This is a genomic window from Solirubrobacter pauli, assembly GCF_003633755.1.
Lineage (GTDB): Bacteria > Actinomycetota > Thermoleophilia > Solirubrobacterales > Solirubrobacteraceae > Solirubrobacter > Solirubrobacter pauli.
On the sequence record NZ_RBIL01000001.1, the window covers coordinates 3104748 to 3126650 of the forward strand.

The window sequence follows — 21903 nt, forward strand, 5'->3', positions numbered from 1 at the left end:
AGGCATGGCACGGAGTTGGGTAGGGCTGGTGCTTGCGCTGGTCGCGTTCGGGGCGTTGGCCCCGGCGACGGCCGCGGCGCAAGGGGAGACGGCGAAGGTCCTCATCTACTCGGGGACGACGGGCTACCGGCACGCGAACGGTGGTGAGGCGATCCAGCCCGCGGTCGTGGACCTGATCCAGGCGAAGCTGCAGGCCGCGGGCATCGCCAGCGACTACCGGACCTGCAGCGGGCACGGCACCGGTGCCGGCACGCTCCCGGGCTGTCGCAACACGACCGTCGGCAACCCCGCGATCTTCACCGCGGACAACCTCGCGCAGTACGACGCGATCTTCTTCTGGCAGGCGTCCTCGCTCAACCGCGGCGACACCACCAGCCCGCAGCTGTTCACCACGGGCGAGCAGGCCGCGATCGAGGCGTTCGCGCGCGCCGGCGGCGGCATCGCCGCGATGCACGCCTCGGTCACGATGGGCGCCGGCGCGGTCACGTGGCCCTGGTGGGACGCGCCGGGCGACAGCGCGATCGGCGCGCTGATGCCGGGCCACTCCGCCACCGACTCCAGCAACCTCGCGACGGTCGAGGTGTCAGACCGCCATCACCCCTCCACCAAGGACCTCCCCGACTCGTACCGCTTCGGCGACGAGCACTACACGTTCTCCTCGAACGTCCGCGGCACGCACCACGTGCTGATGACGCTCGACGAGGAGAGCTACAACGTGGGCAGCGGCGTCACGCGCATGGGCGCGGACCACCCGATCGCCTGGTGCCGGATCTACGAGGGCGCGCGCATCTGGAGCTCGAGCCTCGGGCACTTCTCCGCCGCCTACCTGGAGAACGGCGGCGACAACCACCTCATCAAGCACCTGGTCGGCGGCGTCCGCTACGTCGCGGGCACGGCGGGCAAGGACTCCGACTGCGGCGCCACGGTGTGGACGAACTTCTCGCGCACCGTCCTCGCCGACGACCTGCGCGGCGCGATCGGCATGGACATCGCGCGCGACGGCAAGGTCTACTGGACCGAGATCGGCAACCAGGCCCTCAACTCCGAGGGCCGGCTGCGGATGTACGACCCGCAGGCCAAGGCGACGAGCACGCTGCTGACGCTGCCGACCCGCGCCGACCATGAGTCCTCCAACGACGGCGTGCTCGGCATGGCCCTGGACCCGGGCTTCGCCACCAACCGGCAGCTCTACATCTACTACTCGCCGCGCTTCGACCCGGGCTGCAACTCCTGCCTCGTCGTCGGCCACAACCTGATCAGCCGGTTCACGCTCAACGCGGCGGGGACCGCGGTCGTCACCGGCTCCGAGCAGGAGATCCTGCGCGTGCCCAAGGTCAAGGTCGGCAACGACAACAAGGACGGCGTCGCGGGCCAGAACACCTACAGCGCGCACGTCGGCGGGGGCACGCTGAGCTTCGACTCCGAGGGCAGCCTCTACATCGGCACCGGCGACGACGCCGATCCATTCGGCGCCGGCGGCAACGGCTACGCGCCGCTCGACCAGCGCTATCCGGAGCGCTACGACGCGCGCAACACCTCGGCCAACACGAACGACCTGCGCGGCAAGGTGCTGCGGATCAAGCCGCTCGCGAACGCCGCCGGCGCCGCGGGCGTCGGCACGACGTACTCGATCCCGCCGGGCAACATGTTCGCCCCGGGGACCGCGAAGACGAAGCCCGAGATCTTCGCCATGGGCTTCCGCAACCCGTTCACGGTCATGGCCGACCCGGCGCATCCGGGGACGGTCGTGGTGGGCGACTATGGCCCGGACGCCGCCACGAACTCCGCGACGCGGGGCCCCGCCGGCATCATCGAGTGGAACCGCGTGACCAAGCCCGGCTTCTACGGCTGGCCGCTGTGCGCGGGCGACAACTCGGCCGCGAACTCCTACTTCCGCTACACGTTCCCCAACGGCCCGTCCGGCGCGCGCTACGACTGCTCGACGGCTTCCATCCCGAACGAGTCGTCCTTCAACACCGGCCTGGCGGGCATCCCGGGCCCGGCGGTGGGCGCCGACGTCTGGCACAAGCGGACGGGCGATCACCCGGCGCGCTTCGCGATCCCGACCCGCTCGAGCCCGCAGGAGTCGATCACCGGCCCGATCTACCGGTACGATGCCGCGAACCCGTCGGACACCAAGTGGCCGGCGTACTACGACGGCGCCTGGTTCATCCTCGACCGTGCGCAGAACTGGTGGCGCGAGGCACGCGTGCGCGACGACGGCTCGGGCCTGCTGCGCGTGAACGGCCTGTTCGGCTCGACGCAGTTCGGCGGGCCCAGCCACTCGTACCCGATCCCGGTCAAGTTCGGGCCCGACGGCTCGCTCTACGTCGCGACCTGGGATCACGACTGCTGCCGCGCGCAGCTGCCGGCGAGCCAACCGGGCCGGCTGATGCGGATCGACTTCATCGGCGACCAGGTGGACACCACCGCGCCGGTGGTGACGCCCGCGCTGACCGGCGCGCAGAACCCGTCCGGGGCGTACCTGGGCCGGGCGACGCTCGCCCTGGGCGCGACCGACAGCTCCGGCGTCTCACGCGTGGAGTACTCGCTCGACGGCACCGAGTGGACCCGCTACACGGAGCCGGTCGCGTTCACGACGCGCGGCACGTTCACCGTGCGGTTCCGCGCGACCGACCGGGCGGGCAACACCTCCGACGTCCAGCAGTCGACGTTCACCGTCGTGGCGGGCGCGGCCTGCCTCCCGGCGCGGTCGGACGAGTTCAGCTCGACGCTGGACACGACGCGGTGGAGCTATCGCCACCCGACGACGCCCACCGGCGCGCGGGCGCCCAGCGTGTCCAACGGCAGCCTCGTGCTGCCGCTCGGCGCGTACTCACTCGACCTGACCCGCACCGGCCCGTCGGCCATCCTCGGCCAGCCGCTGCCCGACGGCGACTTCGAGGTCGTCACCAAGATCACCTCGCCCGGGTTGGGCGGTGACAACGGCGGCCAGGGCAGCACCTACGCCCAGGTCGGCTTCAAGGTCTTCCAGACCAACGACAACTGGATCAAGGTCGCGCACACGCGCAACGCCGACAACAACCCGACCGGCACCGTCGCGACGTACTTCGAGATGACGACGGAGACGGGCGGAACGCGCACGCTCGGCGCGCGCCAGGGCCTCGGCACCGGCAACCTGCCGACGTGGTGGATGCGCATCACGCGCGACGGCAACATCATCCGCGGTGCGTACTCGCTGACCGACCCCGACGGTGGTGGCGGCGGCGCGACGTGGATCGAGATGGGCGTCAACGCCAACCTCGACACGCTGCTGCCGGCGTCCGCCGGCCCGCGCTACCTGTCGCTCTACGGCGGCAACGGGTCGGGTTCGGCGAGCTTCGACTACGTGCGGTTCAACCCGGACGCGCCGACGGACCAGTCGGCGCCGGTGTCCACGCACACCGTGGCCGCCGCCGACGGCACGAGCGGCTGGCACCGCACGCCGGTCGACGTGACCGTGACCGCGGCCGACGACGGCGAGTGCGTCGCGGGTGTGGACAAGACCGAGTACCGGGTCGGCACCGGCGCGTTCGCCGCCTACACGGCGCCGATCCGCGTGGCCGACGACGGCACGCACGCGATCGAGTACCGCTCGATCGACAAGGCCGGCAACGCCGAGACGGCGAAGGCGCTCACCGTCAAGCTCGACGGCACGGCGCCGACGACGACCGCGAGCACCGACCCGTCCGGCGCCGGGCCGCACCCGGGTCCGGTCACGCTGACGCTGAACGCGGCTGACGCGACCTCCGGCGTGGCGCGGACCGAGTACCGCGTCGACGACGCCGGCGCGTTCGCGGGCGCAGCCGCCGCCGCGCTCGCGGCGCCCGCGGAGTGGCAGGTCTACTCCGCGGCGAGCAAGCCCACGTTCACCGCCGACGGCAGCTACGCGATCGAGTACCGCTCGACCGACGTCGCCGGGAACGCCGAGACCCCGAAGACCGTGACGTTCGCGGTCGGCACGCCGACGAGCGACGCCGGCGCCCCGGTCACCACGGCGGCGCTCGACCCCGCGCTGCCCGGCGCCGGGCAGGCGTACACCGGCCCGGTGACGGTGCGGTTCTCGGCGCGTGACGTCGCGCCGGCGGCCAACGTCGACGTCGACGCCAACGGCACCGCGTGGACGCCGTCGGCGGTGACCCTGACCGCGGGCGACACGGTCACGTGGCGCTTCGGCGCGACCGCGGGCAGCGCCCACGACGTGTGGCTCGTCCCGCCGGGCGGCGATCCGAGCCCGACGGGCCCGGATCTGACGAAGGTCTCCGACATCGTGTTCCCGGGCGGCGCACCCGTCTCGCGCGCGCTCACCCAGACCGGCACGTACACGTTCGTGTGCCGGCTGCACGCGGCGTTCACCGGCGGCGCGTGGACCGGCATGGTCGGCACGGCGGCGGTCGCCGCGGGTGGCGGCAGCGGCGTCGACTTCACCGAGCACCGCGTCGACGGCGGCGCGTGGGCGAAGGCGACCAACACGGCCGCGGCGAGCCCCTTCGCGTCCGAGGTGACGGTCGCGGCGCTGGGCCGGCACACGGTCGAGTTCCGCTCGGTCGACAAGGCCGGCAACGTCGAGGCGACGAAGTCGGTCGAGTTCTCGATCGAGGAGGACACGGGCGACGCCGTCACCGAGGACGGCGACGTCACCGCCACGGTCTCGCGCGCGCTGGGCCTCTCCGTGAGCGGCGCGGCGACCTTCGGCGCGATCGTGCCCGGCGTGGACAGGGTCTACGACGCGGAGACGCTGATCACCGTCACTTCGACGCTGCCGGCGACGAAGCTGACGGTCCACGATGCCGGCGCCACCGCCACCGCCGGCCATCTGGTCTCCGGCTCGCACGCGATGCCGCAGGCGCTGCAGGTCGGCGTCGGGACCGCGTTCTCGGCGCTCAGCGGCACACCGGCGACGCTCGCGACGTGGACGACGGCGCTCGGGTGGGAGCCCGTCACGCTCAAGTTCCGGCAGCCCGTCGCGAAGACCGACCGGCTGGTCGAGGGCAACTACAGCAAGCGCGTGACCCTGACCTTGGGGGCCACGACGCCGTAGCCGCACCGGCGGCGGGCTCAGCGGCCGCCCCTGGTCAGGGCGGCCGCTTTGCGTTCTGGGCCGGACCCGTTACATTGCCTCGTGGCAAACGCTTTCCGTGAGGAGAAAAGTGGGACAGCGCGTCGTCGGAATCATCATGAACGGGGTCACCGGCCGGATGGGGATGAACCAGCACCTCATCCGCTCGATCCTCGCCATCCGCGAGCAGGGCGGCCTGCCGATCGGCGGCGGGGACGTCATCTGGCCCGAGCCACTGCTCGTCGGGCGCAGCGAGGGCAAGCTCGCCGCGCTGGCGCGGCAGCACGGGCTGGAGCGCTGGTCGACGGACCTGGACGCGGCGCTCGCCGATCCGGCCTACGAGGTCTACTTCGACGCGCAGCTCACCTCGGCGCGGCCGCCGGCCGTGGAGAAGGCGATCGCCGCGGGCAAGCACATCTACTGCGAGAAGCCGGTCACGCCGGACGTCGAGACCGCGCTGGCGCTCGGCCGGGCCGCGCGGGACGCGGGCGTCAAGGCCGGCGTCGTCCAGGACAAGCTCTTCCTGCCGGGGCTGCTGAAGCTCCAGCGGCTCGTGCAGTCGGGCTACTTCGGGCGCATCATCGCCGCGCGCGGCGAGTTCGGCTACTGGGTCTATCCCGGGCCCGACCCGGCGCCGCAACGGCCCTCGTGGAACTACCGGCGCGAGGACGGCGGCGGGATCATCAGCGACATGTTCGCCCACTGGCGCTACGTGCTCGACAACGTGTTCGGGCCCGTGCGCTCGGTGCTGGCGACCGGCGCGACGCACATCCCGACGCGGATCGGCGAGGACGGGCAGCCCTACGAGGCCACGGCCGAGGACGCGGCCTACGCGATCTTCGAGTTCGACGGCGGCCTCGTCGTGCAGATGAACTCGTCCTGGTGCGTGCGCGTGAACCGCGACGAGCTGTTCGAGCTGCAGGTCGACGGCACCGAGGGCAGCGCCGTCGCCGGCCTGCGCGGGTGCAAGATCCAACCCGCGGTCGGCACGCCCAAGTCGGTCTGGAACCCGGACCTGCCCGACCCCGTCGCGCACCGCGAGTCGTGGCTCGAGGTGCCCGCCACCGAGCCGCCGGAGAACGGCTTCAAGCTCCAGTGGGAGGCGTTCCTGCGGCACGTCGTGCTCGACGAGCCGTTCCCGTGGGACTTCGTGGAGGGTGCGCGCGGCGTGCAGCTCTACGAGCTCGCCGAGCAGTCGTGGCGCGAGCGGCGCTGGATCGACGTGCCGGAGCTGACGTTGTGAGGCTGCCGCGCGCGGACGGGACGCTGGAGGAGTACACGCCGCAGCTGCGCGAGCCGCTTCCCGTGCTGGGCAGCGAGCCGCGGTCGCGCGTGTGCTTCGCCGCGGCGCACGTCGTCGCGGACCCGCTGGCCGGCGGCGACCCGACCGGTCCCGCGCAGGTCGACTGGGAGGCGACGCTCGCCTTCCGCCGGCACCTGTGGGCGCACGGCCTGCGGGTCGCGGAGGCGATGGACACGGCCCAGCGCGGCATGGGCCTCGACTGGGCGGCGACGCAGGAGCTGATCCGGCTGTCGGTGGCCGAGGCCAAGGCCGAGGGCGGCCGGCTCGCGTGCGGCGCGGGCACCGATCAGCTGACCGGCCCCGCGTCGCTGGACGCGGTGCGCGCGGCCTACGAGGAGCAGCTCGCCTTCATCGAGGGTGAGGGCGCGCCGGTGATCCTGATGGCCTCGCGCGCGCTCGCCGCGGCCGCATCGGGGCCGGACGACTACCGAGCCGTCTACGGGCATCTGCTCTCGCAGGCCGGCACGCCGGTGGTCCTGCACTGGCTCGGTGACATGTTCGACCCGCTGCTCGCGGGCTACTGGGGGTCGCACGACCTCGACGCGGCGGCGGACGTCGTGCTCGACATCATCGAAGCCCACGCCGACAAGGTCGACGGCATCAAGGTCTCCCTGCTCGACGACGCGCGCGAGATCGCGCTGCGGGAGCGGCTCCCGGCCGGCGTGCGGATGTACACGGGCGACGACTTCAACTACCCGGGCCTGATCAAGAGCGGCAGCGACGCGCTGCTCGGCATCTTCGACGCGATCGCGCCGGCCGCCGCGGCGGCGATGCACGCGCTCGACGCGGGCGACGAGGCGCGCTACGACGCGCTGCTGGCGCCGACGGTCCCGCTCTCGCGCCACATCTTCAAGGCGCCCACGCCCTACTACAAGACGGGCGTCGTCTTCCTCGCCTATCTCAACGGCCACCAGGACCACTTCCGGATGGTCGGCGGCCTCGAGAGCGGGCGCTCGGTCGTGCACCTGAGCGAGCTGTTCGTCCTCGCCGACCAGGCGGGGCTGTTGCGCGAGCCCGACCTGGCGACCGCGCGGATGCGGCTGGTGCTGGAGCTCGCGGGCGTGTCATGAATCGCCTGTCCTTCAACTCGATGACCGCGGACCGGTGGCCGCTGGCCGAGGTGATCGACGCGTGCGCGGAGCACGGCATCGGCTGGATCGGCCCGTGGCGCCACAAGCTCGCCGAGCTCGGCGTCGAGGAGGCGCGGCGGCGGATCGACGACGCCGGCCTGCGCGTCTCCAGCCTCTGCCGCGGCGGCTTCTTCGCGGCGGACGGCGCCGACGAGGACAACCGGCGCGCGGTGGAGGAGGCCGCGGCGCTGGGCACGGACGCGCTCGTGCTCGTCTGCGGCCCGCCGACCACCAAGGACCTGGCCGCGGCGCGCGACGTCATCGAGGCCGGCATCGAGCGCCTGCTCCCGCACGCGAACGAGCACGGCGTGCGGCTCGGGATCGAGCCGCTGCACCCGATGATGATCGGCGAGCGCTCCGCCATCAACACGCTCGCGAGCGCGCTGGACATCGCCGAGCGGATCGGCGATCCCGGCGTCGGCGTCGTGATCGACGTCTACCACACGTTCTGGGACCCGACCCTGCCCGAGCAGGTCGCGCGCGCGGCCGGCCGGATCGTCGGCTACCACGTCAACGACTGGCTCGCCGCCACGAAGGACACGGTCTTCGAGCGCGGCATGATGGGCGACGGGATCATCGACCTGCCCGCGTTCAGCGCGCTGATCGACGCGGCCGGCTACGACGGTCCGATCGAGGTCGAGATCCTCAACCCGGCCATCTGGGACCTCCCGCGCGAGACGCTGATGCGCACCACCGTCGAGCGGTTCGAGGCGTGCGTCTTCTAGGGGCCCGCCCCCTACGTGGTCGACCGCACGCGCAGCGCGTGCGGCAGCACGACGTCCTCGGCGTGCTGCTCGAGGACGGCCTGCGCCGCACGCCGGCCCATCTCGTGCAGCGGCACGGTGACGGTGGTGAGCCCGACGAAGTGCGCCGGCCGCGTGTCGTCGATGCCGGTGACGGCGACCTGCCCGGGCACGTCGACCCCCGCGTCACGCAGGCGCACGAGCAGCCCGATCGCCGCCTCGTCGTTGGCCGCGACCACCGCGTCGGGCAGCGTGTCGCGCGCGAGCAGGGCCTCGGCGGCGCGGACGCCGTCCTCGTAGGCGAAGCCGCCCGCGATCGCGTCGGTGCCACCGGCGCGGGTGAAGCCCGCGAGGCGCTGCGCGCTGGTGTGCAGCCCGGCGGGACCTTCGACGAACGTGATCCGCTCGTGCCCGAGGCCGCGCACGTACGTCGTGATGTCGTGGGCGGCGGCCTCGTTGTCGAACAGGATCGTGGGGGCCTCGAAGTCCCGCTGCGCGAGCGCGACGACCACCGCGCCGCGCGTGCGGGCGTCGGCGACCGCGACCGCGAGCTCCGCCGCCACCGGGTCGCCGGCGCGACCGCTGCCGGCGAACACGATGCCCGCGGCGTGGTAGTCGCGCAGCTGGCGCAGGTGGCCGAGCTCGGCCTCGCTGCCCAGCTCGGCGCTGCAGACCATGGTCAGGTACCCCAGCTCCGCCGCGACCGCCTCGACGCCGCGCGCGATCTCGGCGAAGTACGGGTCGACGATGTCCCCGACGATCACGCCGATGATCCGCGAGCTGCGGGTGACGAGCGCGCGGGCGAGCGCGGACGGCGCGTACCCGAGCTCCTCGGCGGCTTTGAGGACGCGGCTGCGCGTCGCCTCGGAGACGGGATGCGCGGAGCCGTTGAGCACGCGCGAGCAGGTTGCGATCGAGACGCCGGCGTGCCGGCTGATGTCGCTGAGCGACGCCACGGGTGGGACCTTAGTGAGGAGGAGAGCGCTGATGGAACATGACGTCCTGATCGTGGGGGCCGGGCCCTCGGGTGCGATCACGGCGAAGCGGTTGGCGGAGGAGGGCTTTCGCGTGCTCGTGCTCGAGCAGGGCGACTGGCCGGACTACTCGAAGGCCACCGTCCACCGCGAGGACTTCCCGCTCACCGCGGGCCGCGACTGGGGCTGGGACCCGAACCTGCGCCAGGCGCCGGGCGACTACCCGATCGACGACACCGAGTCCGACATCACGGCGCTGATGTGGAACGGGGTCGGCGGCGGCACGGTCGTGTACGCGGCGCAGTGGCAGCGGAACATGCCGTCGGACTTCCGCGTGAAGACGCTCGACGGCATCGCCGACGACTGGCCGATGACCTACGAGGACCTCGAGCCCTACTACGTCCGCGTCGAGCGCGACTTCGGGATCTCCGGGCTCGCCAACGACACCGCGTTCCCGCCGGGCGAAGGCCCGCCGCTGCCGCCCGTGCCGCTCGGCCCGGCCGGCCGACGCGTGGCCAAGGCCCACAACGACCTCGGCTGGCACTGGTGGCCGGCGCCGAACGCGATCGCCACGCGCGACTACGGCGGACTGCACGCGTGCCAGCAGGTCGGCACGTGCCTGCAGGCCTGCGCGTACGGGGCGAAGGGCACGGCCGACCTGACGCACTGGCCGCGCGCGCTGGAGCTCGGCGTCGAGCTGCGCACCCGGGCCCGCGTGCGCGAGCTGATCGTGCGGCCGGACGGCCTCGTCGGCGGTGCGCGCTACATCGACGCCGACGGGAACGAGCAGGAGGCCCGCGCGGGCGTCACCGTGCTGGCCGCCAACGGCGTCGGCACGCCGCGGCTGCTGCTGCTCTCCGGCGACTCGCCCGACGGGCTCGCGAACTCGTCGGGCATGGTCGGCAAGCGGCTGATGATGCACCCGTTCGGGACCGTCGTCGGCGTCTTCGACGAGGACTTCCGCGCCTGGCAGGGCCCGTGGGGCCAGTTCATCCACTCGCTCGAGTTCTACGAGACCGACGAGTCGCGCGGGTTCGTGCGCGGCGCGAAGTGGGGCCTGCAGCCGACCGGCGGCCCGTTCTCGATGACGAGCGCGTACCCGTGGGGCGCCGAGAACGAGATCTGGGGCGAGGGCTTCCAGGACGCCGTGCGTGGGCGGCTCGGGCACTCGACGATGTGGGGGATCATCGCCGAGGACCTGCCGGAGGAGTCCAACCGGGTCGTGATCGACCGCGTCAACCGCGACGCCGACGGCGTACCGGGCGCGAAGATCGAGTACCGCCTGTCGGAGAACTCGCGGCGGCTGGTGGAGTTCCACCAGGCGCGCGCGAAGGAGTCGCTGCTCGCGGCGGGCGCGCGGGACGTGGTCGTCGCGCCCTTCATCCGCTCCACGGGCTGGCACCTGCTCGGCACGACCGTGATGGGCACCGACCCGGCGACGTCCGTCGTCGACGCCCAGGGCCGCTGCCACGACGTGCCGAACCTGTATGTGTTCGACGGCAGCGTCTGGCCGACCAGCGCGGGCATGAACCCGACGGCGACGATCGCGGCGCTCGCGCTGCGCTTCGCCGAGCAGCTGATCGAGACCCGGCGCGAGCAGAAGGTGGCGGCCTGATGGCGCTGACCGACGCGCAGCGCGCGCAGCTCGGCGCGATCGCCGACCAGCTGATCCCGGCGGGCGGCGGCATGCCGAGCGCCTCCGAGGCCGGCGTCGCCGGCCAGTACCTGGACGAGGTGCTCACGTCGCTGCCCGACCTCGGCCCCGCGCTGGAGACGGCGCTGGCGGCCGTCGACGGCCTCGAGCCCGACGCCGCGCTGGCCGTCCTGCGCGAGGACCCGGCGGCCTGGGGCGTGCTCACCGCCGTCGTCCCGGGCGCCTACTTCATGAACCCCGCGATCCGCGCGGCGATCGGGTATCCCGGCCTCGAACGGCGCCCGATCGACGCGTCGGCGGAGCCGGACTACCTGCAGGACGGGCTGCTCGACTCGGTCATCGCCCGGGGACCCGTCTTCCGGCCCACGCCGACTGATTGACTGCCGCCCTATGCCAACCCTGACTGAAGGCCGCATCCGACACGGCGTCGTGTTCACCCTCAAGCACGCGGAGGGCTCGCCGGAGGAAGCCGACTTCCTGCGCGCGAACGCCGAGCTTGCGTCGATCCCCGGCGTGGAGGCCTTCGAGCTGATGCGCGAGGTCAGCCCGAAGAACCCGTACCGCTTCGCGCTGACGATGGAGTTCGCCGACCGCGCGGCGTACGACGCGTACAGCGCGCACGCCGACCACGTGGCGTTCGTCGAGGGCCGCTGGGTCCCCGAGGTCGCCGACTTCATGGAGATCGACTCCGAGGCGCTGTGAACCCGCCGCGGCGCGCGCTGGACGCCAACGCGCGCCGCAACGCCGCCGGCGGCCTCGGCCGGCTGTGGCGCTGGCGCGGCGCGCGGGCCGCGGCCTGGGCGCTCCTCGAGCGCCACGTCGCGCCGGGCGCGGCCGTCGCCGTGGTCGGTGCCGGCAACGGGCACGACCTGCCACTGCGGCGGCTCGGCCGGCGCGCCGGCCGGCTGGACCTGATCGACCTCGACGAGCGGGCACTGCGACGCACGCGCCGGCGGCTGCGCGTGAGCGGCGTCCGGGCCGAGGCGATCGCGCAGGACGTCACGCACGGCGCGGCCGACGCGCTGCTGCGGCACATCATCGGCGGCCGCCCGCGCGGCGCGGCCCCGACGGTGCGGGCGGTCGGGCGCCCGCCCTACGACGTCGTGATCGCCGATCAGCTCCTCAGCCAGCTGCTGTACCCGGCGCTGTCGGACTCGCCGCTGAGCCCGCGCGTCGTCAACGCCGCGTTGCGCACCCATGGACAGTCCCTCACCAACGCCGTCGTCGGCGGGTTCGCGGCGTCCGCGCCCGGTGGGCTGCTCGTCCTGGTCGAGGACGTGCTCGGCTGGTGGGCGGGCCACGACCAGCCGTTCGCGCTCGACGATGTCCTCGCGCTGACCAATCCCGACGAGGCGCTGGCGCTGGTGGAGCGCGGGCGTCCCGCCCGCGGCGCCGACGGCCGCCTCGCCCTGACGGTGGCGCGTGCGGAGGTGATCGACCGGGCGTTCTGGCGCTGGCCATTCGCCGCCGGCACGGACTACCTCGTGTGCGCGACGGTCGCCCGGTGTGCGCTCTGACAAGCTTGCGCCGATGGCCGAGGAGCCACCACCGCAGGAGCTCGACCAGGCGCGCCGCACGTCGATGGCCGCTGAGCGCACGTGGCTCGCGTGGTGGCGGTCCGCGCTCGCGGCGACCGCCGGCGCGCTCGGCGTCGGCCGGCTCGCGCCCGAGGTGCTCGACGTCGCCCCCTGGCCGTACGTGCTGCTCGGCTGCGCCTATGCGGTGCTCGCGATCGGGCTGCTCGTCGTCGGCGCGCAGCGTCAGCGCGACCTGGAGCGGGCGTTGCGCACGGGCAAGCACAGCCCGCTGACGTTCCGGACCGTGGCGATCTTCAGCGGCGGCGGCATCCTGCTCGCCGTGCTCACGGTCGTCCTCGTGATCGCCCAGATCTAGGAGCTAGGCGCACAGCCGCTCGCCAGGTAGGGAAGATGCGCAGGATGTCCCGTGCTGTGCTGGTCGTCGACGACCACCCAACGGTGGCGTTGGCCCTGCGGCTGTACTTCCGCCGGCAAGGCCGGTTCACCGTGGCCGCCGACGCCGGGACGGCGGCCGACGGCCTGCGGGCGCTCGCGCAGGGTCGCTTCGACGTCGTCCTGCTGGACCTGCACCTGCCCGACCTCAGCGGCGTCGAGCTGGTCCGGGCGTTTCGCGCCGCGGCTCCGGACACGCCGCTGATCCTGCACTCGGCCGCCGACGACACCGCGGAGGTGGAGGCCGTCCGTCCCCTCGTCGACGCCGTCACCCTCAAGTCGCAGATGCCCGAGGTGCTCGCGGCACTGGAACGCCTGACCGGCGAGGATGCGTATGGTGGGCCACGCTCGTGACCGACCGTCGTACCGCCGCATCCGAGACCGAGTTGCTCGCCGCCGTGATCGCGAGCGTGTCCGACGCCGTCGTGACCACCGACGAGAACGCCGGGATCACGTACATGAACGCGGCGGCCGAGGCGCTCTACGGCGTGCGCTGCGAGGACGTGTGCGGCCAGAGCACGATCCGCACGTTCCTCGCCGAGCACGAGCAGGAGCGCGGCCGTGACCTCGCGCGCCGCCTCTACGAGGGCGAGACGCTCCCGCGGGACCTGCAGCTGCGGATGCGTCGCGCCGACGCGACCGAGTTCGACGGCGAGCTGAACGCCTTCCTGGTGCGCGACCCCGACGGCTCCGTCCTGGGCCTGGCGGCGCTCGTCCGGGACGTGACCGCGCGGGTGGCCGCGGAGGCCGAGTCGCAGACGCTGCGCGCCGTGCTGGAGTCGGCGTCGGAGGGCATCATCTGCCTCGACGACGCCGGCGTGATCCACTTCTTCAGCCCCGCTGCGGAGCGGATCTACGGCTACCGCGCGGACGAGATCATCGGCGAGCCGGTCAGCGTCCTGGTCGCCGAGCACCGGCAGCAGTTCCTGGAGGCCTTCAAGGCGCGCGTCCGGGCGGGCGAGTCGGTGCGCCGCATGACGGTCGCGCGGCGCAAGGACGGCTCGCACGTCGACGTCATGATCAGCGCGGGCCCGATGCGCAGTCCGGCGGGGGCGGTTCAGGGCTTCGTGGTCACCACGCTCGACATCTCGGAGCGCCGCAGCACGCAGCGGCTCCTCGACCTCGTGATCGAGCACGCGCCGATGGTGGTCGCCGTCAAGGACCAGCACGGCCGCTACCGGATGTTCAACCGGATCGGGGCGGAGTCGCTGGGGCTCGACCAGCACGCCGTCGTCGGCAGCACGGACGAGGAGCTCTTCGGCTCCGAGCTCGCGGCGCGCTTCAGCGACCGCGACGAGGAGGTGATGGAGCGCGGCGAGCCCATCACCTACCAGGAGGACGTCCAGGTCCCGATCGGGATGCGCCACTTCGTCACCACCAAGTTCCCGCTGCGCGACGCCGCCGGGGTCGTCGACGGGATCGGCATCCTGGCCGCGGACGTCACCGAGATCCGGCAGGCCGAGTCCGACCGCGCGCGCCTCGCGGCGCTCGTGCAGTCCGCGCCCGACGCGATCATCGCCCAGGATCGCGACGGCCGGATCGCGACCTGGAACCCCGGCGCCGAGGTGATGTTCGGTCTGTCCGCCGAGGAGGCGATCGGTCGTGACGGCGCCGAGCTGATCGTCCCGGCCTGGGAGCGCGAGCGGTTCTGGGCGGACTTCGCGGAGGTCCGCAGCGGCCGCACGCTGACCAAGCGCTGCACGCGCGTGCGCGCCGACGGCTCGGTCTTCCCCGTGCGCGTGTCGGCGGCGCCCGTGCGGATGCTCGACGGCGCCTGGTCCGGCACGCTGTCGATGGTCCGCGACATCACCGACCTGGTCGCGGCGGAGGCCGAGCTGGAGGCGCGGGCCGCGCAGCTCGAGCGCTCGAACGCCGATCTCGAGCGCTTCGCCTACGCGGCGAGCCACGACCTGCAGGAGCCGCTGCAGTCGATCAAGCTGAGCGCCGGGGCCGTGATCGACGCCGCCGCCGAGCGGCTCGACGAGGACGAGCGTGAGCTGCTGACGCACATCGACACGGCCGCCAGCCGGTTGAGCGGCCAGATCCGCGGGCTCCTGCAGGTCGCGCGCGTCGCGCTCGGCGAGGCGCCGGAGGAGCGCGTGCCGGTCGAGGCGGCCGTCCAGGACGCGCTCGACGCGTTGCGCGCCGCGGCCCACAACGCGGGTGCCCGGATCGACGTGCACCGGCCGCTGCCGGACGCGCTCGTGCCACGCGCCGAGCTCGCCCTCGTGCTGCAGAACCTGATCGCCAACGCGATCAAGTACGCCCGGGAGGGCGAGCCGCCGCGGATCACCGTCTCCGGCATGGTGGGCGACGACGCGCTCGAGCTGCGCGTGGTCGACGACGGCATCGGCCTCAGCGACGCCGACCGCGCGCGCGTGTTCGACCTGTTCGAGCGGGCCCAGCCGGACGTGCCCGGCACCGGCCTCGGGCTCGCGACCGCGCAGCGGATCATCGAACGGCACGGCGGCACGATCACCGCCAGCTCGGCCGGGCCCGGTCAGGGCTCCGAGTTCACCGTGTGGCTGCCGCTCAAGCCTTGACCAGGTCGGCGGCGGCCTGGGCCGCCACGTGCAGGCCGGCGGCCTTCTCCACGTAGCGGTCGGCCCCGGCGGCCAGCGCGGCGGCCGCGGCGTGCTCGGCGTCGAACGCCGAGAGCACGAGGATCGCGCAATCCGGACGCGCGGCGCGCACCGCGCCCGCGACCTGCAGCCCGTCCATCCCGGGCATCGCCAGGTCGAGCACGACGAGGTCGGGCTCGAGCGTGCGCGCGAGCTCGACGGCTTCCGGGCCGTCGGCGGCCTCGCCCACGACCTCGAGGCCGGGACGGGTCGACAGCACCGTGCGCAGGAGCTTGCGCATCAGGTCGTGATCGTCGGCGAGGAGCACCCGTGCCACAGCGAGCCAGTATCCCTCAGGCGGGCGTCGTTCGACGCAGTGAGCCAGGCTGGACCTCACCGGGAACCAGCTCGCTCATCATCCGCTGGGCCTGCTGCAGCGTGCCGTCGAGGACGACGCGCGCCTCGTCGTCGCGGCCGAGCCCGTCCAGCTCGCGGGCGGCGAGCAGCCCTTGGACGATGTTGTCGTTGATCTCCAGGGCCCGCTGGCGCTGAAGCGCGCGGTCCGGGTACAGCGACGCCGGGCCGGTCTCCGCGTCCGCACGGCGGCGCAGCCCCAGGTAGAGCAGCCCGACGGCGGCCGCGACGAACGGCAGCGGCACCGACGCGAACGTGAGCGCCTCGCGCAGCGCGAGGCCCGCCTCGTTCTCGACGCCGATGCTCGGCAGCAGCATCTGCAGGCCGCCCCAGGCGCCACGGATCGCCACGGTCGCCATCACGAGGGTCATCGCCAGCCCGAGCGGGTTGGCGTGGAACGAGAGCTGCTCGGTGCGGTGCAAGCGGACGGCCATCAGCGTCGCGATCACGGCGTAGGTGAGCGCGGTCAGCAGGTTCCCAAAGGTGACGAGCTGCCAAACCATCCTCCAGAAGGATCGCCTTTCTGAGGCGACCAGGCACGCTCGGGTCCCCCGCACGGGGGTGCTTTGCTTTGACAGGTGAGCGAGCTGGACGCGTTCGAGCTGCGGTACGACGCCTTCGGGCGCTGCGCGGTCCGCGTGGGCGGCGGCGCGCGCGTCCTGGAGCGGCACGTCGAGCCCGCGCCGCCGGCCGCGCCGTGGAGCCTCGAGGCCCGCTGCGGAATCGCCGCCGGCTGGCTGCTCGCGGTCCGGGCACCGGACGACCCCGAGGAGGCCCGGGTGCTGCTCGAACGCGAGGTCCAGCGCCGCACCGCGCTCGCGCACGAACGGCGGCTCGCCGAGCTGAGCGCGTCACAGGGGGAGCTGCTGGAGCGACTCACGCACCGCCTGCGAACCGACGTGACGACGCTGCAGGCGGTGGTCGACGGCGCGCTGCTCGGCGCGTTCGGCGCCGCCGAGCAGGCCGAGATCGGCGCGCAGGTCGCGGCCACCGCGGCCGAGGCCCAGCGGCGCCTGACCGCGGCGCGCGAAGTGATGGGCGTGCTCGCCCCGGCGGCGCCCCGGGACCCGGAGCCGATCGCGGCGACGCTGCGGGCGGAGCTCGAGGGCGCGGGGCGCGAGGCGACCGTCACGGTCCACGCGGAGGAGGAGCCGTTCACGTTCCTGCCCGGCCCCGGCTGGGCGGCGTGCGCCCGGCGGCTCGCCGCCGATGAGCGCCTCGCGGCGTTCACCGTCACCGCCGACGAGCACGGCTGGCGGGTGGCGGCGGACGGAACGCTGACCCATGCGGCCCAACTCGTCGTCGCGGCCGGTGGCTTTGCTGACACGGAGCTCGTCCTTCCCGCTGCCGCACCGGCATTCTGACCATCGGGAAGCCCCGTTCACTTCACTAGGATTGACCGCCGGAGGCCCAGTTGTCAGCGCTGTCTGTTCCCGTGGTGCTCGTCGACGACCATCGGATGGTCCTGCTCGGCCTACGCACCCTCTTTCACAATCGACCCGAGGTGGACGTCGTCGCCGTCGCGCATGATGCGGACGAGGCGATCGAGGCGTGCCGCACCCAGCAACCGCGGGTCGCGGTCGTCGACGTGTCGCTCGACGGCAGCAACGCCGACGGCTTCGAGCTCTGCCGCCGGCTGCGTGCCGAGCTGCCCGAGGTCGAGGTCGTCTTCTACACCGGCATGGACGACATCGGCATCGCCGAGCGGGCGTTCGCGTCGGGGGCCCAGGGCATCGTCTCCAAGGGCGACTCGGCGGGGGACCTGCTGCGCGCCGTGCTGCTCGCGTCGCGCGGGCGGACCTACACGTCGCCGGTGTTCGCCGCGCAGGCCGACGGGCGGGACTTCGAGGAGCTCTCGCCGAAGCAGCTGACGGCGCTGCGGCTGCTGGCCGCCGGGCTCGAGCGCAAGCAGATCGCGGAGCGGATGAACATCGGCGAGGAGACCGTCAAGTCGCACCTCAGCGAGGTGCGTCGCAAGCTCGGCGCCCGCACCTCCGCGCAGGCCGTCGCGATCGGCCTGATCAACTCGCTGTTCGACTACGGCGAGTAGCCCGAAGCGCCTCGCGCGCTGATTGCTGAGCGGCCTTGCGCGCGGTGATCTGACAACGCTCAGGGCAGGCTCCCCGCTTCGGGGGACCCGTCGCTGGGCAGGTCGCGGACGCGCCACAAGACTGCGCCGCCTGATGACCACCGCCCGCCCCGCGGTGGCCGGCTTCGCGCTGTCCGCCGTCCTCCTGATGCTCTTCGCCACGCCGTCGTTCGCCGCCTGCTCCGGGGCGGACGCACACGGTGGATCCGCCTCGGCTCGTGCCGCGGCGATGCGCTGCCTCGTCGCCGAGACCAGGGCCGCCGCCGGCCGCCCCGCGCTGCGGTCGGCCGCCTCGCTCGGGCGCTCCGCCGCCATCAAGGCCGCCACGCTCGGCCGCTGCGGCACCTTCAGCCACACGCCGTGCGGGCAGTCGATGACGGCGCCGATGCGCAAGTCCGGGTACGCCGGCCGCTGCTTCTCCGTCGGCGAGAACCTCGCCTGGACGACCCGCGGCGCGACGCCCCGCGAGGTGCTGCAGAGCTGGCTGGAGTCGCCGCCGCACCGCGAGACGCTGCTCGACGCCCGCTACCGCGACACGGGCGTCGCCCGGCGCGTCGTCACCCTCAACGGCGCGGGCCGCGTCGAGGTGTGGGTGCAGCACTTCGGCCGCCGCTGCTAGGCGCGGCGGCGGGCGAGCGCACGGGCGCCGCTCAGGTGCTGGCGCAGCAGCTCGGAGGCCCGCTCGGCCTCGCCGGCCGCGAGCGCGGCCGTGATCTCACGGTGCTCGGCGATGAAGCGCTCGATCCGGGACGGGTCGCGCGCGACCGTGGTGGCGGCGATCCGTTGGTGGCGGTCGGCGCGCGCGTCGTAGGAGCGGGCGAGCAGCGCGTTGCCGGCGGCGGCGACGATCGCGCGGTGGAAGGCGCGGTCGGCGCGCGCGAAGCCGGCGCCGGCGGAGCTCAGCGCGCGCTCCTGCGCCTCGATCGCCTCTTCGAGCTGCGCGGTCAGGTCCGTGCCGGCCTCGGCGGCGCGGCGCGCGCAGTGGCACTCGATCAGCTCACGCGCCTCGTGCACGTCGTCGGCCTCGGACGCGCTGATCGGGACGACGAGCGCGCCACGGCGTGGGTAGAGCTCCACGAGCCCTTCCGCCTCGAGCTGGCCGAACGCCTGGCGCAGCGGTGTGCGGCTGATTCCGAGCTCGCGCGCGAGCGCGTTCTCGCTCAGGAGGGTGCCGCCCGGGAAGCGCCCGTCGAGCAGCCGTTCCTTGACGTGCGCGTACGCGCGCTGAGCGGCGCTTTGGACGCTCGGTCGATCCGGACTGGACGAAGGGACGACAGGCACGGCTGAATCGACCAGCTATGGTAGGAGACATCTTGGATGCAAGTTGGCTCCAAGTCTCTCCTCCCCAACTCCCTGTGCGTCCGTGGCCACTCCCCTATAGGCCGCGGGCGCACGCTCTCCACAACAGAAAGGACGCCACCATGACCGGTGTTGTCTTCCTCGTCTGCGTCAGCGCCCTCCTGATCGGGTCGCTCGTCATCAGCAGCGACGCGTAGCCACGACCGCGAGCACGGGTAGCGCGACGACGGCCAGCAGGCCAGTGGTCTGCGCGACCGCGTCACCCGTGCTGAAGCCGTCCAGGTGCGTGATGTGGAAGATCGCGTGCGCCACCGCCGCGACCGACCACGCCACGCACAGGGGCACGATCAGCGCGCTCGCGAGCGTGACCGCCGCCCAGGCGAACAGGATCGCGAACGCGAGGTAGAAGCCGCCGACGTCGCGGACCAGGTGCTCGTTGTACGGCGGCAGCAGCTCCACCCAGCCGCGGCCGAGCGGGAACTGCGCGTAGAACGAGCCTGGGCCCAGCGTGCCTTCCAGCCCGGGCAACAGCGCCGACAGCGCGACGAGCGCGAGGGACACGCGCAGGACGAGCCTCATGCCTGCCGTCCCAGCTTCTCGGGGTTGCGCTGGATGTCGATCGCGGTGATCCGCCCGTCGTCGACCGTGAAGCTGATGACGGACAGGACGCCGTCGCGCCCGGCGCCGGCGAGCCCGGGCATGCCGTTGACGTCGACGAGGTCGAAGGTCACGCCCGCGCCGCCGCTCTTGGCCAGCGCCTTGACGGTCTTGGCCACGCGCTCGGCACCGTGCAGCGGCTTGCGCGAGGCGGTGACGACGCCGCCGCCGTCCGCCGTGAAGACGACGTCCGGGTGCAGCACGCCCAGCAGCGCGTCCATGTCGCCCTCGAGCGCGGCGGCGGCGAACGCGCCGATGATCTCGCGCTGCTGCTGCGGGGTGGCGGGGAAGCGCGGCCGCCGCGCCTCGACCGCCTTGCGGGCGCGCGAGGCCTGCTGACGGGCGGCCGCGGGGCTCGTGCCCAGCGTGGCCGCGACCTCGTCGAACGAGTACCCGAACACGTCGTGCAGGACGAACGCCGTCCGCTCGGCCGCCGACAGCGACTCGAGCACGACGAGCAGGGCCAGCGACACGTCATCGGCGCGCACGGCCGCCTCCTCGGGGCTCGGCTCGGACACCAGCGGCTCGGGCAGCCACGGCCCGACGTACGCCTCGCGCCGCACGCGCGCGGACTTCAGCGTGTCCAGGGCGAGCCGCGACACGGTGGTGATGAGCCAGCCCTCGAGGTCACGGATCGCGCCGCTGTCGGTGCGCTGGAGCCGCAGCCACGCGTCCTGCAGGACGTCCTCCGCCTCCGCGAGGCTGCCGAGCTGCCCGTAGGCGATCCGCAGCAGCCGCGGTCGCAGCGCCTCGAACCGCTCGGCGAGCGTGGCGGTCACTGCGCCAGCCAGGCGTCGAACGTCACCTGGCCCTTCCACGCGCCCGGGTTCGTCAGCCCACCGTCCCGGAGGGCGCGCGTGGCCGGCAGCCGCACCGGCACCGCGTGCGAGCCGGTCGCGGCGCGCCAGCGGCGGGCGAGCTCCCGGGCCGACACCACCTCGGGCCCGGCGAACTGCGTGATGCTCAGCGACGGGGCCGCCTCGGCGGTCTCGGCCAGCGCGCGGCCGACCTCACGCGGGTCGACGGGCTGCAGCGGCGCGGATACCGACGGCAGGACGCCGAGCTTCGCCGTCTTGGCGAACGCCTGCGCCACCAGCGTGTGGAACTGCGTCGCGCGCACGATCGTCCAGGGCACGCCACCGGCCCGGATCGCCGCCTCCTGGGCGAGCTTGAGCTTGTAGTACGGCCCGCCGACGCGGTCGATGCCGACGATCGACACGCCCACGTGGTGCTTGACGCCTGCCTCGGCCTCGGCGCGCAGCAGCTGCTCCGTCCCCTCGACGAGGACCTTCCGGCTGCCGTTGGCGGCGTCGATGACGACGTCCACGCCGGCCAGCGCCCGGGCGAGCCCTTCGCCCGTCGTCAGGTCCACGGGGAACTCCGGCGCGTGCCGCGACAGCACCCGCACCTCGTGCCCGCGCACGCCCAGCTCACGCGCCGCCTCGGCGCCCACCGTTCCGGTTCCACCCACGATCGCGATCTTCATGTGCAGTGGACGAGCCGGCCCCCGCGAGTGTGACGTCAATCGCCGATCGGGAGCGGGATCGCCGGATCCAGCGCCTTCTCCTGGTCGGCGTTCGCGTGGTCGAACACGCGGTCGCGGATCTTCGAGTCGGCGGAGAAGAGCTCGTCGTTGGCGTCACGGAGCTCGGTCTGCTTGCGCAGGACCGCGGTGCGGTCGTCGGGCTTGGTGCGCAGCTGGGCGACGAAGGCGTCGAAGGCCGTGATCGTCCGGCGCGTGATCCGCATGTAGTCGGCGAGCGTCGCGCGCAGGTCCGCCGTCTGCAGCGCGCGGACCTCCCGCTCGGCGGCCGCGAGCTTGGGCGGCACCCGGTCGAGCGCGGTCTGCGCCGCTGCGAGCTGATCCTTGTCGAGCGCCTCGGCTGCGGCGACCATGTCCGCGGCGACCGGCTTGTACGCGGCCGCCCAGCGCGTGACCGTGCCGACCTCCGCGTCGGTCATCGGCGTCTTGTCACCGCACCCCGTCAGCAGCGCGACCGCCATCGCCGTGACCAGAACGAGTCCCCTCCTCATGACGGGCATTGTTGCC

General features: G+C 73.3%; 22 protein-coding genes. 14 read left to right on the plus strand and 8 right to left on the minus strand.

The window, feature by feature from the left end; translation table 11 throughout:
* Positions 1-28 precede the first annotated feature (28 nt).
* The 4 genes from C8N24_RS14620 to C8N24_RS14635 all read left to right on the plus strand — a co-directional run bounded on the left by C8N24_RS14620 (position 29) and on the right by C8N24_RS14635 (position 8217).
* Positions 29-5041, plus strand: a complete 5013-nt coding sequence (locus C8N24_RS14620; protein WP_170179091.1) for an OmpL47-type beta-barrel domain-containing protein — start codon at positions 29-31, stop codon at positions 5039-5041.
* Between the two features lie 136 nt (positions 5042-5177).
* The gene (locus tag C8N24_RS14625) at positions 5178-6302 is read left to right on the plus strand and encodes a Gfo/Idh/MocA family protein (RefSeq protein ID WP_211339970.1); all 1125 of its coding nucleotides are present in this window, start codon (positions 5178-5180) and stop codon (positions 6300-6302) included.
* Positions 6299-7432 (plus strand): dihydrodipicolinate synthase family protein, encoded by a 1134-nt coding sequence (locus C8N24_RS14630; protein ID WP_121250899.1) that lies wholly within the window; start codon positions 6299-6301, stop codon positions 7430-7432. The genes C8N24_RS14625 and C8N24_RS14630 overlap by 4 nt, the downstream gene beginning before the upstream one ends.
* The gene (locus C8N24_RS14635; protein WP_121250901.1) at positions 7429-8217 is read left to right on the plus strand and encodes a sugar phosphate isomerase/epimerase family protein; all 789 of its coding nucleotides are present in this window, start codon (positions 7429-7431) and stop codon (positions 8215-8217) included. The genes C8N24_RS14630 and C8N24_RS14635 overlap by 4 nt, the downstream gene beginning before the upstream one ends.
* Before the next feature lie 11 nt (positions 8218-8228).
* On the opposite strand, the gene C8N24_RS14640 is transcribed toward C8N24_RS14635, so the two are convergent.
* Complete coding sequence (locus C8N24_RS14640) at positions 8229-9191, minus strand: LacI family DNA-binding transcriptional regulator (RefSeq protein ID WP_170179092.1); 963 nt, start codon at positions 9189-9191, stop codon at positions 8229-8231.
* A gap of 31 nt (positions 9192-9222) precedes the next feature.
* Here C8N24_RS14640 and C8N24_RS14645 point away from each other — a divergent pair, with 31 nt between their 5' ends.
* The 7 genes from C8N24_RS14645 to C8N24_RS14675 are packed head-to-tail and all read left to right on the plus strand — an operon-like array spanning position 9223 to position 15376.
* Entirely contained in the window at positions 9223-10824 is a 1602-nt protein-coding gene (locus C8N24_RS14645) for a GMC family oxidoreductase (protein ID WP_121250903.1), read from the plus strand.
* Positions 10824-11243, plus strand: a complete 420-nt coding sequence (locus C8N24_RS14650; RefSeq protein ID WP_121250905.1) for a hypothetical protein — start codon at positions 10824-10826, stop codon at positions 11241-11243. The genes C8N24_RS14645 and C8N24_RS14650 overlap by 1 nt, the downstream gene beginning before the upstream one ends.
* Positions 11244-11253: 10 nt before the next feature.
* Positions 11254-11565 carry a Dabb family protein gene (locus tag C8N24_RS14655; RefSeq protein ID WP_170179093.1) on the plus strand — a complete coding sequence of 104 codons (312 nt, stop codon included), beginning with the start codon at positions 11254-11256 and terminating at the stop codon, positions 11563-11565.
* A complete protein-coding gene (locus tag C8N24_RS14660) occupies positions 11562-12380 on the plus strand; it encodes a hypothetical protein (RefSeq protein ID WP_121250907.1) in 819 nt (272 codons plus the stop codon). Before C8N24_RS14655 ends, C8N24_RS14660 begins: the two co-directional genes overlap by 4 nt.
* On the plus strand, positions 12370-12756 hold the full coding sequence (locus tag C8N24_RS14665; protein ID WP_147447805.1) for a DUF202 domain-containing protein: 387 nt from the start codon (positions 12370-12372) through the stop codon (positions 12754-12756). Before C8N24_RS14660 ends, C8N24_RS14665 begins: the two co-directional genes overlap by 11 nt.
* Positions 12757-12800: 44 nt before the next feature.
* Entirely contained in the window at positions 12801-13187 is a 387-nt protein-coding gene (locus C8N24_RS14670) for a response regulator (RefSeq protein ID WP_211339971.1), read from the plus strand.
* Positions 13184-15376: a PAS domain-containing sensor histidine kinase gene (locus C8N24_RS14675; protein ID WP_121250913.1), complete on the plus strand. Its 2193-nt coding sequence runs from the start codon at positions 13184-13186 to the stop codon at positions 15374-15376. Before C8N24_RS14670 ends, C8N24_RS14675 begins: the two co-directional genes overlap by 4 nt.
* On the opposite strand, the gene C8N24_RS14680 is transcribed toward C8N24_RS14675, so the two are convergent.
* A complete protein-coding gene (locus tag C8N24_RS14680; protein WP_121250915.1) occupies positions 15366-15731 on the minus strand; it encodes a response regulator transcription factor in 366 nt (121 codons plus the stop codon). The two genes, C8N24_RS14675 and C8N24_RS14680, sit on opposite strands and share 11 nt — an antisense overlap.
* A gap of 16 nt (positions 15732-15747) precedes the next feature.
* On the minus strand, positions 15748-16311 hold the full coding sequence (locus C8N24_RS14685; RefSeq protein WP_121250917.1) for a hypothetical protein: 564 nt from the start codon (positions 16309-16311) through the stop codon (positions 15748-15750).
* A 75-nt stretch (positions 16312-16386) separates the two neighbouring features.
* Here C8N24_RS14685 and C8N24_RS14690 point away from each other — a divergent pair, with 75 nt between their 5' ends.
* The 3 genes from C8N24_RS14690 to C8N24_RS14700 all read left to right on the plus strand — a co-directional run bounded on the left by C8N24_RS14690 (position 16387) and on the right by C8N24_RS14700 (position 18516).
* Positions 16387-17172 (plus strand): hypothetical protein, encoded by a 786-nt coding sequence (locus C8N24_RS14690; protein WP_121250919.1) that lies wholly within the window; start codon positions 16387-16389, stop codon positions 17170-17172.
* A gap of 74 nt (positions 17173-17246) precedes the next feature.
* The gene (locus C8N24_RS14695) at positions 17247-17858 is read left to right on the plus strand and encodes a response regulator transcription factor (RefSeq protein ID WP_147447806.1); all 612 of its coding nucleotides are present in this window, start codon (positions 17247-17249) and stop codon (positions 17856-17858) included.
* Positions 17859-17991: 133 nt separating this feature from the next.
* Positions 17992-18516 (plus strand): CAP domain-containing protein, encoded by a 525-nt coding sequence (locus C8N24_RS14700; RefSeq protein WP_121250923.1) that lies wholly within the window; start codon positions 17992-17994, stop codon positions 18514-18516.
* On the opposite strand, the gene C8N24_RS14705 is transcribed toward C8N24_RS14700, so the two are convergent.
* The 5 genes from C8N24_RS14705 to C8N24_RS14725 form a co-directional block, all read right to left on the minus strand.
* Complete coding sequence (locus tag C8N24_RS14705; protein WP_170179094.1) at positions 18513-19178, minus strand: GntR family transcriptional regulator; 666 nt, start codon at positions 19176-19178, stop codon at positions 18513-18515. The genes C8N24_RS14700 and C8N24_RS14705 overlap by 4 nt on opposite strands.
* A 198-nt stretch (positions 19179-19376) precedes the next feature.
* The gene (locus C8N24_RS14710) at positions 19377-19775 is read right to left on the minus strand and encodes a hypothetical protein (protein ID WP_121250928.1); all 399 of its coding nucleotides are present in this window, start codon (positions 19773-19775) and stop codon (positions 19377-19379) included.
* Complete coding sequence (gene sigJ, locus C8N24_RS14715; RefSeq protein ID WP_245971861.1) at positions 19772-20632, minus strand: RNA polymerase sigma factor SigJ; 861 nt, start codon at positions 20630-20632, stop codon at positions 19772-19774. Before sigJ ends, C8N24_RS14710 begins: the two co-directional genes overlap by 4 nt.
* A complete protein-coding gene (locus C8N24_RS14720; protein ID WP_170179095.1) occupies positions 20629-21324 on the minus strand; it encodes an SDR family oxidoreductase in 696 nt (231 codons plus the stop codon). Before C8N24_RS14720 ends, sigJ begins: the two co-directional genes overlap by 4 nt.
* A gap of 50 nt (positions 21325-21374) precedes the next feature.
* Complete coding sequence (locus C8N24_RS14725) at positions 21375-21887, minus strand: hypothetical protein (RefSeq protein WP_147447807.1); 513 nt, start codon at positions 21885-21887, stop codon at positions 21375-21377.
* Between the last annotated feature and the right edge of the window lie 16 nt (positions 21888-21903).